Raw genomic sequence first — 15,892 nt, forward strand, 5'->3', positions numbered from 1 at the left:
CACCTATCCCGTTAGAATTCGGCATATTTCCGGGAAATGCTGGCCATTTCGAGGTTGCAGGGTCAGATCATCCCGCATCAACCTTGAATAGGAATGCATACAAATTCGCCCCGCCCGGTCAGGAGGAAAGTGCCAAATTCAATCTGCCCTCGCGAATCGCATCGCGCCCATTTTCTGAAAACCATTATGGAATGATGCGACGCAGCATCGAACCACTATCCCCCCGGATGCCAGCCGGGCGGCGCCAGTTCAAACCCGTCAAAGGTAAATCCCGGCGCAACCACGCAACTCACCAGCGCCCAGCCATCACCCGCCCGCGCCGATTGCCAATGCCCGGTCGGGATCACCCCCTGCGGCGTCTCGCCGTTCAGCACATCGCCGCCCAGACGGATCCAGCGCACCGGCCCCGCATCCCCGGCCGCCACGCCCAGATCCAGCGCCGACCCGCCGTGCCACAGCCACACCTCGGCCGCATCGATCCGGTGCCAATGCGAGGTCTGCCCCGCCTCCAGCAGGAAATAGATCGTACTAACCCGCCCGCGATCCTCACCCTCGCGCCACAATTCGACATACCAACCGCCCTCGGGGTGCGGCTGCATCCCCAATCGCTCGATGATCGCCGCCGCCTGCGGATCACGCATCACCTATCTCCCAAAGCCAGCCACATCTCACGCACCGCCTCCGGGTGGCACAGGTCTGTGCCGGGCGACATCACCGCCGCCGTCCCCGCCGCCATGCCCCAGCGGAACGCGCCCGCCGCATCCTCGCCGCGCAAAAAGCCATGGACCATACCGCCCACGAAACTGTCGCCCGCCCCGGTCGCGCTTTTGACCGGCACATCCAGCGCGGGCCGCACGATCACCCCGTCCGCATGGGCCAGCACCGCGCCCTCATGCCCCATGGACACGGCCACATGCGCGGACTTGCCGCTGCGCACCATCTCCATGGCCGCCTCGCCCACGGCCTGCGCATCGGGCAATTTGCAGCCGATCAGCGCCTCGAACTCGCCCTGGCTGGGCTTGACCAGATAGAGCCCGCCCTGATCCAGCGCCGCCGTCAGCGCCGGGCCGGACGTATCAACCACCACGCGCATGTCGCGCCCGGCCAGAGCCGCCGCCACCCGCGCATAGAAATCCACCGGCACCCCGCGCGGCAAAGACCCGCTGGCCACCAGCCAGCCGTGTTCGAGCCCGGCCACATGATCGAACGCCGCCTGCCACTCGTCCTCGGCCACCAGCGGGCCATAGGGCACAAAGCGGAACTCCTTGCCGCTCGACCTTTCATAGACCGCCAGCGATTGCCGCGTATGGTCATGGATGGCGATGCGGTGCCGGTCCAGCCCATGCTGATCCAGCAGTTCGTCGAGCAGCGCGCCTGTCGCCCCGCCCGCCAGATAGATCACCTCGACCGCGCCAAGAGATGAAGCATGGCCCATCCGCGCCAGCACGCGCGCCACATTGATCCCGCCGCCGCCCGGATCGTAACGCTCATCACGCGTGCGGATCTTGTGGGTGGGAAACACCGCCTCGGCCTCGCAGGACCCATCAATGGCGGGGTTCATCGTCAATGTGGCGACGCGCATCGGGCTTTACCTCTTGCGGACGAATTCGGCGCGCAGCACCAGCCCCTTGATCCCGTCATAGCGGCAATCGATCTCCTGCGGATCGCCCGTCAGGCGGATCGACTTGATCAAGGTGCCGCGCTTCAATGTCTGGCCCGCGCCTTTCACTTCCAGATCCTTGATCAGCGTCACCTGATCGCCATCGGCCAGCAGATTGCCCACCGCATCGCGCACCTCGACCGTATCGGCGGCGGCGCGCTTGGCGGACAGTTCGGAAGCCGACATCCATTCGCCGCTTTCCTCGTCATACACATAATCTTCATCAGCGCTCATCGTCTCATTCCTTTCATCCCGGGCCTTGGCACGCCATGGCGGCCTTGGCCATCGGCCCGTTAATCCCCGGGCCCCTATCCGGTAATAAATTGTCGCGCTTTGCGCTGTGTCAGCCTGCGTTCACGCGGATCATGGCAATTGTTACAACAGAATTTCAGACAGGCCGTTCCCTTCAAGGCCGATCACCGAGGATAGGCATCATGACCCATTCTTTGCAAAAAACCCTGATGGCCGCCAGCGCGATCGCGGTCGGGCTCTCGCCTGTTGCGGCCAGCTATGCCTCGGCCCAGAACGGCGCCCCCTATCCGGCGGGTCAGACCTATTCCAATCAGGGCGGCTATGATTACCGTAATCCTCCGCCCGAACCGGCCGAACCGCAAGGCTATGACGGCCGCACCCCGCCCCCGCCCCCGCAAGGCTATGTTGCGGGCGGCGAGGATTATGGCGCGGATGCCCGTTATGCCGCCGATGCGGAAAACTGGGCGCGCAACAATTGCGTGAAATCGCGCGGCAATACCGGGGCGGGCGCTCTGGTGGGCGGCGTGCTGGGCGCGATCATCGGCGGCGGATTGGCCGGGCGCCATGACACGGGCGTCGGCATGGCGGCGGGCGCGGCGATCGGTGCGGTGGGCGGCGCGGCCGTGGCCAGCAGCAGCGGCGGCGAAACCAGCCCCGGCTGTCCTCCGGGCTATGTGACGCGCGGCGGCGCGCCCGCCTATGTCTATGCCCAGAGCGATTATGTCTATGCCGCCCCGGCGTGGTATCGCCCGTGGGTCTATGTCGACAATGCGTGGGTCTATCGCCCCTATCCCTATCACAGCTGGTACTACCGCACCTATCGCCCGATGCCGCGCGGCTATTATTACGGCGGGCCGGGCCGGGGCTATTACGGCGGACGCGGCTATTATGGCGGCCGGGGCTATTACGGCCACCATCGCTGATCGTCAGAGGGGGAGGGCCGGGCATCGCGCCCTCCCCCTTTCCCACGTTTTTTCTGATCGTTGCGGCCCGCGCCATGGCTTTGCGGGGCCGCGCATGCATTGCTCTGTCGGCCCAGTTCCTCCTCGACGCGGCCCACCCGCACTGATAGCGCGACGCCCATGACGCAAGCGCCCAGACACCCGCTGCATTACCGCGATTTCCAATTCTACTGGCTGGCCCGGCTGACGGCGATGCTGGGGCATAATGCGATGGTGATGGCGCTGGGCTGGGCGGTCTATGATGTGGCGCGGTCCAGCTATGGGGTGCGCGCCGCCGCGCTGCGGCTGGGGCTGGTGGGGCTGGCGCAGTTTCTTCCCTTTCTGATCTGCAACCCGCTGGCCGGATTGGCAGCCGACCGGCATGACCGACGCAAGGTGGTGCGCGGCGCGCTGATCGGGCAATTGTGCTTTCTCGTCCCGCTCTGCCTGCTGGCGGCGCGGGGCGGGCTGTCTCTGATGGTGCTGTATATTGTCGCGGCGGGCTTTGCGGCGGCGCGGGCCTTTTACATGCCGGCGATGAATGCGCTGCTTTCGGCCACGGTGCCGCCCGAGGCTTTGCCCCGCGCGATTGCGCTGGGGGCGATTGCCGGGCGCGTGGGGGGCATACTGGGGCCGGTGCTGGGCGGCTATGCCTATGCGGTATCGCCGGGGGCGGCGTTTGGTTTTGCCGCGGTGCTGGTGGCCCTTTCGCTGGCGGCGCAAATCCTGATCAGCGCGGATGCCGCCCATTCACGCGGATCGCCGGGCGGCCCGCTTGAACTGATGCGTGAAGGTCTGGTCTATGTCCGCTCGAATCGGCTGCTGTTCGGCACGATCACGCTGGATATGTTCGCCACTCTGCTGGGCGGGGTGACAGCGCTGCTGCCGGTCTATGCGCGCGATATCCTGCATGTCGGGCCGGACGGGCTGGGGCTGCTGCGGGCGGCCTCCTCGGTGGGCGCGCTGGGCACGGCGCTGTTCGTGTCATGGCGGCCGGTGGGCGATCATGTCGGGGCCAAGATGCTGGGCTCTGTGGGCATCTATGGCGTCTTTACCGTGGTGTTCGGCCTGTCCACCTCCTTCTGGCTCTCGGCGGGCTGTCTGGCGCTGCTGGGGGCGGCCGATATGGTCTCGGTGCTGATCCGCCAGACCCTGATGCAGCTTTCCACCCCCGATGACATGCGCGGGCGGGTAGGGGCCATCTCGACGCTCTTCGTCTCGGCCTCGAATGAATTGGGCGAGATGGAATCAGGTCTTGCCGCCGCGCTGATGGGGCCGGTGGGGGCTGCGGTGTTTGGCGGGGTCGCCTCCATCGTGATCGCGGCGGGCTGGGCGCGGCTGTTTCCCGTGTTGCTGGGCGCCCATGGATTTGAAAACCGTCCGTTTGAACGCCGCCCGCCGGAAAGCCAGTCGCCGGTTTAGGCGCGCATCCATGCTTGATCGCTCTTGTTCGATGCCGACTTGCAAATCGACACTTGAAGGCGCGGCGGGCAGAAACAATATGGTTTGCAATTTGGGAGCGCTACCATAAACAGCAGCCCCAAGAGTTTTAAGCCAGCCAAGGAGCCACCATGTCCTCTGCCACTTCGGGCGCCTATCTGATCGGCGCCGCGCGCCGCACCGGTACCGCCAGCTTCACCGGAATCGAAGCCGCCACCGGCAAGGCGCTGGAGGGCGATTTCGCCATCACCACCGCCGATGACATTGCGCAGGCATGCGCTCTGGCCGGAGCAGCGTTCGACGCCTATCGCGAAACCACGCCCGAGGCGCGCGCCGCTTTCCTCGACGCCATCGCCGCCGCGCTGGAGGCCCGCGCCGAAGCCATCGTCTCTCGCGCCATGCTGGAAAGCGGATTGCCGCAGGGCCGCCTGAACGGCGAGCTGGGCCGCACCACCGGCCAGTTGCGCATGTTTGCCAAGGTCCTGCGCGAAGGCGACTGGGCGGGCGCGATTATTGAACCCGCGCTGCCCGAACGTCAGCCCCTGCCCCGCCCCGATCTGCGCGCGCGCCAGATTGCCGTCGGCCCGGTCGCGGTGTTCGGCGCGTCGAACTTCCCGCTGGCCTTTTCGGTGGCGGGCGGCGACACGGCTTCGGCGCTGGCCGCCGGTTGCCCGGTGGTGGTCAAAGCCCATCCGGCCCATCCCGGCACATCTCTGCTGGCGGGCGAAGCGATTGCCGAAGCGGTGGCCGCCTGCGGCCTGCCCGAGGGCGTGTTCAGCCTGATCCAAGGGCCGGGCAATGACATCGGCACCGCACTGGTGGCCAATCCGCATATCAAGGCGGTGGGCTTTACCGGATCGCGGGCGGGCGGTCTGGCGCTGATGGCGGTGGCGGCAAGCCGCGCAGAGCCCATTCCGGTCTATGCCGAAATGTCCTCGATCAATCCGGTGCTGCTCTTCCCCGCCGCTCTGGCCAACCGCGCCGAGGATCTGGGCCGCGCCTATGTCGGCTCGCTCAGCCTGTTTGCGGGCCAGTTCTGCACCAACCCCGGCGTGGTCGTCGCGCTCGATGGCCCCGACCTCGACCGCTTCCTTGGCGCGGCCAGCGAAGCGCTCAAGGGCGTGGCTCCGCAGGTGATGCTGACGGGCGGGATCGCGGCCGCCTATGCGCGCGGGATCGAGACGCTGAGCGGGGCCGAGGGCGTTTCCGTGCTGGCCGCCGGGCCGGATGGCGATGCGCAATGCGGCGCGGCGCGCCTGCTGGCGGTCGATGCGGCCGATCTGCTGAGCAATCCGGCGCTGACCCATGAGGTCTTCGGCCCCTCCTCGCTGGTCATCCGGTGTCAGGATGCGGCCCAGATCGTCGCGGTTCTCGAAGGGCTCGAAGGACAGTTGACCGCCACGCTCCATATCGACGAGGCCGACTATCCGTTGGCTGCCCCGCTGCTGCCCATTCTGGAGCGCAAAGTCGGGCGCATCCTCGCCAATGGCTGGCCCACGGGCGTCGAGGTTTCGCGCAGCATGGTCCATGGCGGCCCCTTCCCGGCCACGTCCGATCCGCGCACGACATCGGTGGGGGCGATGGCGATCCACCGTTTCCTTCGCCCGGTCTGCTATCAGGCGCTGCCCGATGCGCTGTTGCCTGATGCGCTCAAGGCCGCCAATCCGCTGGGCCTGCCCCGCCGTCAGTTCGACTGACAGGGAAAACCCCCGCAACGCAAACATGCCCCCCTCTGGAATTCGGCGCGCGCCGCGCCATATGGGGGGCATGACAAGCGAGCCCATAACAAGCGAGATCGTGATCTGTCCGCATTGCGGGGGCGCAAACCGCGTGGCGCGCGAAAGGCTGGCCGATGGGCCGCAATGCGGCAAATGCCACAAGGGCCTGTTCACCGGCCATCCCTTGGCGGTGGACGCCGCCGCTTTTGCCGCCCATGTCCATCGCGGCACGTTGCCGGTGCTGGTCGATTTCTGGGCGCCGTGGTGCGGGCCGTGCCGGTCGATGGCGCCCGCCTATGAACAGGCGACGGCCGCGCTCGAACCCTTTATCCGCGTGGTCAAGGTCGATACCGAAGCCGAGCAGGGATTGGGCTCCACCTATGGCATTCGCTCGATCCCCACGCTGATGCTGATCCGTGGCGGGCGCGAGATCCGGCGGCAGGCGGGCGCGATGGATGCGCGCCGGATCATTGAATGGGCGCGCGCGTGAGCCAGACGCCCTATGACGCCTTTGGCGGCGAAGCGACCGTGCGGGCGCTGGTGGCGCGTTTCTATGCGCTGATGGACCGCCTGCCCGAGGCCAAGGCCTGCCGCGATGTGCATCCGCCTTCCCTTGCGCGGGCCGAGGAGAAATTGTTCGAATATCTGACCGGATGGCTGGGCGGGCCGCCGCTCTATACCGACAAATATGGCCATCCGCGCCTGCGTATGCGTCATTTCGTTGCCCCCATCGGCGCGGCGGAGATCGAGGGCTGGCTCCTGTGTTTTCGTCAGGCATGGACCGAAACGATCCCGCAATCCGCGCTGTCCGACACAATTCTTGAAAAGGTCGAGGCGCTGGGCTGGCATATGGCCAACCAGCCGGAGCAGGCAAGCTGAGCTAATTTACGCCTATCTCCCTGCGCGATACGGGATTATTACCGTCGGCCTGCCCATTGCCGGGCGCTGAGAGCTGACTGATGACCGATCTTGCCGCAAGAATCGCCCCTCTGGTGGCGCTGCGCCGCGATATTCATGCCCATCCCGAACTGGGCTTTGCCGAGCATCGCACGGCGGGAGTGTTGGCCGAGGCGCTGCGCGCCATCGGACTGGAGGTGCATGAGGGCATCGGCGGGACCGGGGTGGTGGCGACGTTGCGGGCGGGAAATGGCCCCCGCTCGATTGGATTGCGCGCGGATATGGACGCGCTGCCCATCGATGAGAAAACCGGCCTGCCTTACGCCAGCACGATTCCGGGATGTTTTCACGGCTGCGGGCATGACGGGCATATGGCGATGCTGCTGGGCGCGGCGCAGGCTTTGGCGGCCGATCATGGCGGCCTGAACGGCACCGTCCATTTCATTTTCCAGCCCGCCGAGGAAGGCCAAGGCGGCGCCAAGGCGATGATCGAGGACGGTCTGTTCGACCGCTTCCCGTGTGATCGCGTCTATGCGCTGCACAATTGGCCCAGCCTGCCCGCAGGCACGATCGCCACGCGCGCCGGGCCGATCATGGGGGCGGCGGATCGGTTTACCATCCTGCTCAAGGGCAAGGGCGGCCATGCCGCGATCCCGCATGATGCCCATGACGTGGTGCTGGCCGGCGCCGCTCTGGTGCAGCAATTGCACTCCATCGTCGCGCGCAACATCCCGGCCAGCGCCAATGCGGTGCTGTCCATCACTCAGATCCATGGCGGGCAGGCCTTCAACGTGATCCCGCATGAGATGAGCGTGGGCGGCACGGTGCGAACCTTTGACCCGGCGGTTCAGGACCGGATCGAACAGCGCCTGCGCCAGATCGCATCGGGCATTGCGGCCAGTTTCGAGGTGGAGGCCAGCGTGGAATATAGCCGCTATTACCCCGCCACGATCAATGATCCGCAAGCGGCGCAGGATGCGCTGGATGCGGCCGCCACTGTGGGCACCGCTCTGCGCGCGCCTGAACCTGCGGCCACCTCAGAGGATTTCTCCTTTATGCTGCAGGTCCGCCCCGGCGCCTATATCTGGCTGGGCCAAGGGGTGGGCGACAATCCGCCCCCGCTGCACAATCCGCATTATGATTTCAATGATGGGGTGATGGAGACGGGCATTCGGCTGCATCTGGCGCTGGTGCGGCATTGGTTGGGGGATGCGGCGTGAGCCAGAAGCAAGGCAGCATCGGCGCGATTGTCGCGGCCTCCAGCGGCAATCTGGTCGAATGGTTCGATTTTTACATCTACGCCTTCTGCTCGATCTATTTCGCCGGGGCCTTTTTTCCCAAGGCCGACCCCACCGGGCAATTGCTCAACACGGCGGGGGTGTTTGCGGCGGGGTTCCTGATGCGGCCCATCGGCGGCTGGTGGTTCGGGCGGTTTGCCGATCGGCATGGACGGCGGCTTGCGCTGGTCATTTCGGTGGTGACGATGGCGGCGGGGTCTTTGGCCATCGCCTGCCTGCCCACCCATGCCAGCATCGGCGTCTGGGCGCCCACGCTGCTGGTGGCGGCGCGGCTGGTGCAGGGTTTCGCGCTGGGCGGCGAATATGGCACGGCGGCCACCTATATGAGCGAGATCGCCACCGAAGGACGTCGCGGGTTTCTCTCATCCTTTCAATATGTCACGCTGGTGGGTGGGCAATTGCTGGCCGCGCTGCTGGTGGTGATCCTGCAATCGCTCCTGCCTGAGGCGGAGTTGAAGGCTTGGGGCTGGCGCATTCCCTTTGTGATCGGGGCGCTGGCGGCGCTGGTGGCCTTGGCCGCGCGGTCGCGGCTGGAGGAAAGCGGCAGCGCCGAGGCGCGTCAGGCCGAGGAGGCGGGCAGCCTGATCGCCCTGCTGCGCCAATATCCGCGCGCGTTCCTTTCGGTGCTGGGCTTTACGGCGGGCGGGTCTTTGGCCTTTTACACCTTCACCACCTATATGCAGAAATATCTGGTCAATTCGGCGGGCCTGCCGATCACCACGGCCAGTCGGGTGATGACGGTCAGCCTGTTTCTGTTCATGATTATGCAGCCGGTGATGGGCGCGCTCTCGGACCGGATCGGGCGGCGGGCCAATATGCTGATCTTCAGCGGCGGGCTGGCGGTGCTGACGGTGCCGCTGATCGCACTGTTGCAAAAGGCCGGGTCGCCGCTGATGGCGGGTGCGCTGATCTGTGTGGCCATGCTCTTGATGAGTTTCTACACCTCGATTTCGGGCATCATCAAGGCCGAGCTGTTCCCCACGCAGGTGCGCGCCTTGGGCGTCGGCTTTTCCTATGCGCTGGCCAATGCGATCTTTGGCGGGACGGCGGAATATGCCGCGCTCTGGGCCAAACAGGCGGGGCATGAGGGCGCGTTCTACTGGTATGTCAGCGCGATGATGGTGATGGTTTTCCTAGTCAGCCTGAGCCTGCCGCGCCGCGCGCCCTATCTGCGTGATTGAGCGCGGCTCATAAGCGTCATCAAAACGCAAAAGATAGCTTTGGGCCGCGATAGAAAAGCCATGGGGCCAATTGCGCCCTGCCGCGTGTAGTAGGCTGGCCAAGCCGTTTGGCGCCTTATTGCAATTCCCGGAGTGAACCCATGTCCCAAGGTTTGGCCCGATCCACGCTCACGCATTTGGAGCGCTTGGAGGCCGAGAGCATTCACATCATCCGCGAGGTGGTGGCCGAGGCGGAGAACCCGGTGATGCTTTATTCGGTGGGCAAGGACAGCGCGGTGATGCTGCATCTGGCGCGCAAGGCGTTTTATCCCGCGCCGCCGCCCTTCCCGCTGCTGCATGTCGATACGACGTGGAAATTCCGCGCGATGTATGACCTGCGCAACAAGATGGCCGAACTGTCGGGCATGGAACTGCTGGTCTATCAGAACCCCGAGGCCAAGGAGCGCGGGATCAATCCGTTCGACCATGGCGCTCTCCACACCGACATGTGGAAGACGGAAGGGTTGAAGCAGGCGCTGGACAAATATGGTTTCGACGCGGCCTTTGGCGGCGCGCGGCGCGACGAGGAAAAGAGCCGCGCCAAGGAGCGCATCTTCTCCTTCCGCACCGCCAGCCACGGCTGGGACCCGAAGAACCAGCGCCCGGAACTCTGGAACCTCTACAACGCCAAGAAGGCCAAGGGTGAGAGCATCCGCGTCTTCCCGATCAGCAACTGGACCGAGCTGGACGTGTGGCAATATATCCACCTCAACGACATCCCGATCGTGCCGCTCTACTTCGCCGAGGAACGCCCGACGGTGGAGCGCGACGGGATGCTGCTGATGGTCGATGATGACCGCTTCCCCTTGCAGCCCGGCGAAGTGCCGGTGATGCGTTCGATCCGTTTCCGCACGCTGGGTTGCTATCCGCTGACGGGCGCGGTGGAAAGCAGCGCCAAGACCCTGCCCGAAGTCATTCAGGAAACCTTGCTGACCACCACCAGCGAGCGGCAGGGGCGCGCCATCGACAAGGATGCGGGCGGCGCAGGCATGGAAGTCAAAAAGCAGCAGGGGTATTTCTGATGACCGATACCACCCATCCGGAACCGGTTTACGTCGTCGACTCGCTGATTGCCGAGGACATCGACGCCTATCTCGACACGCATCAGCACAAGACGATGCTGCGCTTCATCACCTGCGGGTCGGTGGACGATGGCAAATCGACGCTGATCGGGCGCCTGCTGTACGATTCGAAGATGATCTTTGAAGATCAGCTTGCCGCCCTTGAGGCCGATTCCAAAAAGGTCGGCACGCAGGGTCAGGGCATCGATTTCGCCCTGCTCGTCGATGGTCTGGCCGCAGAGCGCGAACAGGGCATCACGATCGACGTGGCCTATCGCTTCTTCAACACCGAAAAGCGCAAGTTCATCGTCGCCGATACGCCCGGCCATGAACAATATACCCGCAACATGGTGACGGGTGCCTCGACGGCTGACCTCGCCGTAATCCTGATCGATGCGCGCAAGGGTGTGCTGACGCAGACCCGCCGCCACTCGTTTCTGGCCCACCTGATCGGCATCCGCAACATCGTGCTGGCGGTCAACAAGATGGATCTGGTGGATTACAGCCAGAGCCGCTTTGACGAGATCGTCGCCGATTACCGCGCCTTTGCCAGCAGCATCGGCATCGAGGACTTCGTGGCCCTACCCATCTCGGGCTATATGGGCGACAATATCACCACCCTGTCGGACAACACGCCCTGGTATGCCGCCCCGGCCTATTTCGGGCGCAGCCTTGTCGATCATCTCGAAACGGTCGAGGTCGACACCACGCGCGATTTGGCCAAGCCCTTCCGCATGCCGGTGCAGTGGGTCAACCGCCCCAACCTCGACTTCCGCGGCTTTGCGGGCCTCATCGCCAGCGGCAGCATTCGCCCGGGCGACGCCATCCGCGTCCTGCCCAGCGGCAAGACCAGCACGGTGGAGCGCATCGTGACGCTGGACGGCGATTTGCCGCAAGCCGTTGCAGGCCAGTCGGTCACGCTGACCTTTGCTGACGAAATCGACTGCTCGCGCGGCGATGTCATCGCTCTGGCCGACAATCCGCCGCAGGTGGCCGATCAGTTCGAGGCCAGCGTGGTGTGGATGGCCGATCATGCGCTGATCCCCGGCCGCGCCTATTGGCTCAAGATCGGCACGCAGATGGTTTCGGCCACGGTGCAGGCGCCCAAATATACGATCAACGTCAACACGATGGAGCATTGCGCGGCGAAAACGCTGGAGCTGAACGCCATCGGCGTGGCGGAAATCACCACCGACCGCCCGATCACGTTTGAACCCTATGCCGACAATCGCGCGCTGGGCGGCTTCATCCTGATCGACAAGATCGGAAACAGCACGGTGGCGGCGGGCATGCTGCACTTCAGCCTGCGCCGCGCCCAGAACGTGCATTGGCAGGCGCTGGACGTGACGCGCGAGGCCCGCGCCGAAATCAAGAACCAGCGCCCCGGCGTGCTGTGGTTCACCGGCCTGTCGGGTTCGGGCAAATCGACCATCGCCAATCTGGTCGAGAAAAAGCTTCATGCCTTGGGCAAGCACACGTTCCTGCTGGATGGCGACAATGTGCGCCACGGGCTCAACAAGGATCTGGGCTTTACCGAAGCCGACCGCATCGAAAACATCCGCCGGGTGGGCGAGGTGTCGCGTCTGATGACGGATGCGGGCCTGATCGTGCTGACAGCCTTTATCAGCCCGTTCCGCGCCGAACGCGATCTGGCGCGCAGCCTGACGCCGGAGGGCGAATTCTTCGAGGTCTTCATCGACACGCCTTTGGACGTGGCCGAGGCGCGCGATGTGAAGGGCCTGTACAAAAAGGCCCGTTCGGGGGCGCTCAAGAACTTCACCGGGATCGACAGCCCCTATGAAGCGCCGGAAAACCCCGAAATCCGCATCGACACCACCAAGATCAGCCCGGCCGACGCCGCCGAACTGATCGTCGCCAAATTGCTCGGTGACTACTGGATGCCGGAAATCTGAGCCGCTATGGGTTCGGGCATAATAAAGCTGGGAGTGAAGTAGAAGATGTTGCTCTTCAATGGCCATGAATCCCATAGCCGCTCGCTGATCAAGGGTATCAGCTGGCGCGTTCTGGGCAGCATCGACACGTTCATTCTCAGCTGGCTGTTCTCCGGCAATGCCAAGACAGCGGGCGCCATCGCCAGCACCGAGATCATCACCAAGGTGCTGCTCTATTACTTCCATGAACGTGTGTGGAGCTCGATCAACTGGGGCGCGCAGCGCGCCGCCCCCAATGATCCGGCGGCGGAAATCTGATGCCCCAGACTATGAGTGATGCTGATCTGGCCGCCAAGCTGGCCCAGGTTGCCGGGCAATTGCTGATCACCGTGCGCGAGAGCGGCATGGTGACAGGCAAGGCGCTGGGCAAGGCGGGCGATGCCACGGCCAACCAGTTCCTCGTCCACGCCCTGCGCGCGGCACGGGCCGAGGACGGCTTGCTGTCCGAAGAGGAAAAGGACAATTTCGAGCGGCTCGACCAATCGCGCGTGTGGATCGTCGATCCCGTCGACGGCACGCGCGAATATGGTGAGGCGCGGGCCGATTGGGCGGTGCATGTGGGTCTGGCGGTCGATGGCGTGCCGGTGCTGGGTGCGGTGGCGCTGCCGGGCGCGGATGCCGTCTATCGCAGCGATGCCCCCGTGGCCGTGCCCCCCGCGCCCGAGGTCTTGCGCATGGTGGTCAGCCGCACCCGCCCCGCCGCAGAGGCGGTGTTCGTGGCTGGAGAGCTGGGCGCCGAACTGGTCCCGATGGGCAGCGCGGGCGCCAAGGCCATGGCCGTGATTCGCGGCGAGGCCGACATTTACCTGCATTCGGGCGGGCAATTCGAATGGGACAGTTGTGCTCCGGTGGCGGTCGCTCTGGCCCATGGGTTGCATTGCAGCCGGATCGACGGATCGCCGCTGGTCTATAATCAGCGCGACACCTATCTGCCCGATCTGCTGATCTGCCGCCCCGAACATGCGGCGCGGGTTCTGGCCGAAGTAGTGCGCTTTCAGGCAGAAGGCTGAAGCACCACCAGCCGGAAATCGCCGCGCTCGACCTCTGCCAGAGTGTGCTGGGTAAAGCATAGCGGGCCATGCACGGGATGCTGGAACCGGCGCGTGCCGCCCTCGCGCGCCAGCACCTTTTGCTGCGCCCAAGCCTCACGGAAATCGGCGCTCTGGGCCATCAGCACCTCCACCATCGCGGCCACGCGCGGATCGCCCAGCACCCGCCCATAATCGCGCCGAAATTCGGCCAGCACCCGGTGGCATCGCTCGTCCCAGTCGGGCAGCAGCGCGCGGGCCATTGGATGGATGAAGATATAGCGCAGCAGATTGGCCGGTTCGGTTTCAAACAGGCCCACGAACAGATCCCGCGCGCCCGCATTGGCGCAGCACACGCTCCACGCCGGGTCCAGCCCATAGGCGGGCCAGGGCAGCGCCTCGACCATGGCCGCAATCGCCGCCGGGGCCTGCGTGGCGGGCAGAAACGGATCGCGCGGGTCCTCCCGCCCGGCCAGCGTGAAGAGATAGGCCCGCTCGGCCCCGGTCAGGCTCAACCCCTCGGCCAGACGGGCCAGCGTTGACGCCGAGGCGCGCACCTCGCGCCCCTGCTCGATCCATGTCACCCATGTCACACTGATCCCGGCGCGCTCGGCCAGTTCCTCGCGGCGCAGGCCGGGCGTGCGGCGACGGCGGCGTTCAGGCGTATCGGGCGCGATGCTTTCCCGGCGGGCGCGGACAAAGGCACCCAGCAGATTGCGATGTTCATCATCCAGCATGGCAAGCCTTATAACAGGATAATTATGTCCATTGTAACAGGTTAAATCCAGCGTCATCCCGGCGGCGAAGGAGAAAGCCATGACCACTCACCACGACACTTTGGTCCAGCACCAGTTCGGCGCCACCGCGCAGGATTACGTTTCCAGCACCACCCACGCGCAGGGCGCGGACCTGATCCATATCGCCGCCATGGCCGCGCAGGCGAGCCCTGTTCACGCGCTCGATCTGGGCTGTGGCGGCGGGCACGTGGCCTATGCCATGGCGCCCTATGCCACGCGCATCACCGCCTGCGATCTGTCCGCCGACATGCTGGCCGCCGTGGAGGCGGAAAGCGCCCGGCGCGGCATCGCCCATATCGCCACCGTGCGCGCCGCCGCCGAGGCCCTGCCCTTTGCCGATGACAGCTTCGATTTCCTCGCCTGCCGCTTTTCCGCGCATCATTGGCGCGATGTTAGGCGCGGTCTGATCGAAGCGCGCCGCGTGTTGCGTCCGGGCGGGATGGCGGTGTTTGCCGATGTGATCGCCCCGCCGCTGGCCGCCGCCGACACCCATCTGCAGGCCATCGAAGTGCTGCGCGACCCCTCGCACGGGCGCAATTACAGCGCGCGCCAATGGGCCGCGATGCTGGCCGAGGCAGGCTTTACGGTGACGGATGAGCAGCAGGGCCGCCTGCGCATGGAATTTGCCGCATGGACCGCCCGGATGCGCACGCCCGCGCCTGCGATGGAGGCGATTCGCCTCATCCAGTCCCGCGCCAGTCAGGAAGTGGCCGAGCATTTCGGAATCGAGGAGGATGGGTCCTATACGCTGGACACAATCATGCTGACGGCGGCCTGAGGCCGTTAATTCGTCAGCGATGAGAGGAGATGTCCAGTGACACGAAAACTGATTCTGAAACCCCAGAACAAATCATGATTTGTCACAAGCGAGTGACAAGGGTTTTGTCCGATAGGGCCTATTTGGGACAAGTGCCTTATCCGATGCTTTTGAATCAACGCGTTAGCATGATGCCGAAAGCCCATCTCGGGGCGGCGCTGGGGGCGATTGCGTGTGATACTGACTTGGTATATACAAGGTCAGTATTTTCGTGAGGATGTGATGACCAAAGCAGCGGTGTTTACAATGAAGCTGGAACCCGAGCTCCGCGCTGAGTTCATGGCGGCGGCTGAGGAAAGCCACCGCCCCGCTTCCCAGGTTGTGCGCGAATTGATGCGCGATTTTGTCCAGCAGCAGCGGGAGCGGCGCGAACATACCGCTTTCCTCCAGCGCAAGGTAGATGCTGCGCGCGCATCGGTCACCACAGGCCAGGGGCGCTCCAACGAAACAGTGGAGGCTGAGTTTGCCGCGCGCCGCGCCCGGATTGCCGACCAGGCGTGAGGGTCGTTTGGACGCCCGAGGCAGAGCGCGATCGTAGCGCGATCTGGGACTATCTGGTTGCGCATGATCCTGCCGCCGCAGTTCGCATTGATACGCTGTTCAGCGAGGCTGTTGCCAAGTTGGCCGAATTTCCCATGCTCGGCCATGTCGGCGAAATCGCCGGTACGCGCGAGCTGACGCCCCATCGCAGCTATCGCCTGGTATATGAAATCGACAACGACATCGTATGGATCCTGGTTCTGATCCATACCGCCCGGCAATGGCCGCCGGCCACTTGATCAGCCAAAGTTCCGTCACCGCCACAGTCAGG

Annotated in this window: 18 protein-coding genes; 14 read left to right on the forward strand and 4 right to left on the reverse strand. The window is 64.9% G+C overall.

The features are described 5' to 3' along the window. Positions 1-215: 215 nt before the first annotated feature. From FHW92_RS09930 to FHW92_RS09940, 3 genes are read right to left on the reverse strand one after another with little or no spacing between them, the layout of a single operon-like run. Positions 216-641, reverse strand: a complete 426-nt coding sequence (locus FHW92_RS09930; RefSeq protein ID WP_168603107.1) for a cupin domain-containing protein — start codon at positions 639-641, stop codon at positions 216-218. After that, positions 641-1,582, reverse strand: coding sequence for a 1-phosphofructokinase family hexose kinase (locus FHW92_RS09935; RefSeq protein WP_168603108.1), 942 nt, complete (start codon positions 1,580-1,582; stop codon positions 641-643). The genes FHW92_RS09930 and FHW92_RS09935 overlap by 1 nt, the downstream gene beginning before the upstream one ends. Positions 1,583-1,588: 6 nt before the next feature. Beyond that, positions 1,589-1,894: an alkylphosphonate utilization protein gene (locus FHW92_RS09940; protein ID WP_168603109.1), complete on the reverse strand. Its 306-nt coding sequence runs from the start codon at positions 1,892-1,894 to the stop codon at positions 1,589-1,591. A 200-nt stretch (positions 1,895-2,094) separates the two neighbouring features. Between FHW92_RS09940 and FHW92_RS09945 the strand changes: the two genes are divergently transcribed. From FHW92_RS09945 to FHW92_RS09995, 11 genes are all read left to right on the forward strand, one after another. Then, positions 2,095-2,835, forward strand: a complete 741-nt coding sequence (locus FHW92_RS09945) for a hypothetical protein (RefSeq protein ID WP_168602904.1) — start codon at positions 2,095-2,097, stop codon at positions 2,833-2,835. A 159-nt stretch (positions 2,836-2,994) separates the two neighbouring features. Continuing rightward, positions 2,995-4,275 carry an MFS transporter gene (locus tag FHW92_RS09950; protein WP_168603110.1) on the forward strand — a complete coding sequence of 427 codons (1,281 nt, stop codon included), beginning with the start codon at positions 2,995-2,997 and terminating at the stop codon, positions 4,273-4,275. Positions 4,276-4,424: 149 nt separating this feature from the next. After that, on the forward strand, positions 4,425-5,990 hold the full coding sequence (locus FHW92_RS09955; protein WP_168603111.1) for an aldehyde dehydrogenase (NADP(+)): 1,566 nt from the start codon (positions 4,425-4,427) through the stop codon (positions 5,988-5,990). An 85-nt stretch (positions 5,991-6,075) separates the two neighbouring features. Beyond that, entirely contained in the window at positions 6,076-6,501 is a 426-nt protein-coding gene (trxC, locus tag FHW92_RS09960) for a thioredoxin TrxC (RefSeq protein WP_172249200.1), read from the forward strand. After that, positions 6,498-6,890 carry a group II truncated hemoglobin gene (locus FHW92_RS09965; protein WP_349237666.1) on the forward strand — a complete coding sequence of 131 codons (393 nt, stop codon included), beginning with the start codon at positions 6,498-6,500 and terminating at the stop codon, positions 6,888-6,890. Before trxC ends, FHW92_RS09965 begins: the two co-directional genes overlap by 4 nt. Before the next feature lie 80 nt (positions 6,891-6,970). Beyond that, positions 6,971-8,128, forward strand: coding sequence for a M20 aminoacylase family protein (locus FHW92_RS09970; RefSeq protein WP_168603114.1), 1,158 nt, complete (start codon positions 6,971-6,973; stop codon positions 8,126-8,128). Continuing rightward, positions 8,125-9,387 carry an MFS family transporter gene (locus tag FHW92_RS09975; RefSeq protein ID WP_349237667.1) on the forward strand — a complete coding sequence of 421 codons (1,263 nt, stop codon included), beginning with the start codon at positions 8,125-8,127 and terminating at the stop codon, positions 9,385-9,387. Before FHW92_RS09970 ends, FHW92_RS09975 begins: the two co-directional genes overlap by 4 nt. 140 nt (positions 9,388-9,527) lie before the next feature. Further along, positions 9,528-10,448 carry a sulfate adenylyltransferase subunit CysD gene (gene cysD, locus FHW92_RS09980; RefSeq protein ID WP_168603116.1) on the forward strand — a complete coding sequence of 307 codons (921 nt, stop codon included), beginning with the start codon at positions 9,528-9,530 and terminating at the stop codon, positions 10,446-10,448. Then, positions 10,448-12,400, forward strand: coding sequence for a sulfate adenylyltransferase subunit CysN (gene cysN, locus FHW92_RS09985; RefSeq protein ID WP_168603117.1), 1,953 nt, complete (start codon positions 10,448-10,450; stop codon positions 12,398-12,400). The genes cysD and cysN overlap by 1 nt, the downstream gene beginning before the upstream one ends. Before the next feature lie 45 nt (positions 12,401-12,445). Further along, on the forward strand, positions 12,446-12,697 hold the full coding sequence (locus tag FHW92_RS09990; protein ID WP_168603118.1) for a DUF2061 domain-containing protein: 252 nt from the start codon (positions 12,446-12,448) through the stop codon (positions 12,695-12,697). Next, on the forward strand, positions 12,697-13,449 hold the full coding sequence (locus FHW92_RS09995; RefSeq protein ID WP_168603119.1) for a 3'(2'),5'-bisphosphate nucleotidase CysQ: 753 nt from the start codon (positions 12,697-12,699) through the stop codon (positions 13,447-13,449). The genes FHW92_RS09990 and FHW92_RS09995 overlap by 1 nt, the downstream gene beginning before the upstream one ends. Here the strand turns inward: FHW92_RS09995 and FHW92_RS10000 are convergent. Further along, a complete protein-coding gene (locus FHW92_RS10000; protein ID WP_210428437.1) occupies positions 13,434-14,285 on the reverse strand; it encodes a helix-turn-helix transcriptional regulator in 852 nt (283 codons plus the stop codon). The genes FHW92_RS09995 and FHW92_RS10000 overlap by 16 nt on opposite strands. On the opposite strand from FHW92_RS10000, the gene FHW92_RS10005 reads away from it, so the two are divergent. From FHW92_RS10005 to FHW92_RS10015, 3 genes are all read left to right on the forward strand, one after another. Continuing rightward, complete coding sequence (locus tag FHW92_RS10005) at positions 14,284-15,042, forward strand: class I SAM-dependent methyltransferase (RefSeq protein ID WP_168603120.1); 759 nt, start codon at positions 14,284-14,286, stop codon at positions 15,040-15,042. The two genes, FHW92_RS10000 and FHW92_RS10005, sit on opposite strands and share 2 nt — an antisense overlap. 261 nt (positions 15,043-15,303) lie before the next feature. Then, on the forward strand, positions 15,304-15,582 hold the full coding sequence (locus FHW92_RS10010; RefSeq protein ID WP_168603121.1) for an antitoxin of toxin-antitoxin stability system: 279 nt from the start codon (positions 15,304-15,306) through the stop codon (positions 15,580-15,582). Then, positions 15,579-15,860 carry a type II toxin-antitoxin system RelE/ParE family toxin gene (locus FHW92_RS10015; RefSeq protein WP_168603122.1) on the forward strand — a complete coding sequence of 94 codons (282 nt, stop codon included), beginning with the start codon at positions 15,579-15,581 and terminating at the stop codon, positions 15,858-15,860. The genes FHW92_RS10010 and FHW92_RS10015 overlap by 4 nt, the downstream gene beginning before the upstream one ends. The last annotated feature ends 32 nt before the right edge of the window (positions 15,861-15,892 follow it).

The organism is Novosphingobium sp. SG707, assembly GCF_012275515.1.
Taxonomy (GTDB): domain Bacteria; phylum Pseudomonadota; class Alphaproteobacteria; order Sphingomonadales; family Sphingomonadaceae; genus Novosphingobium.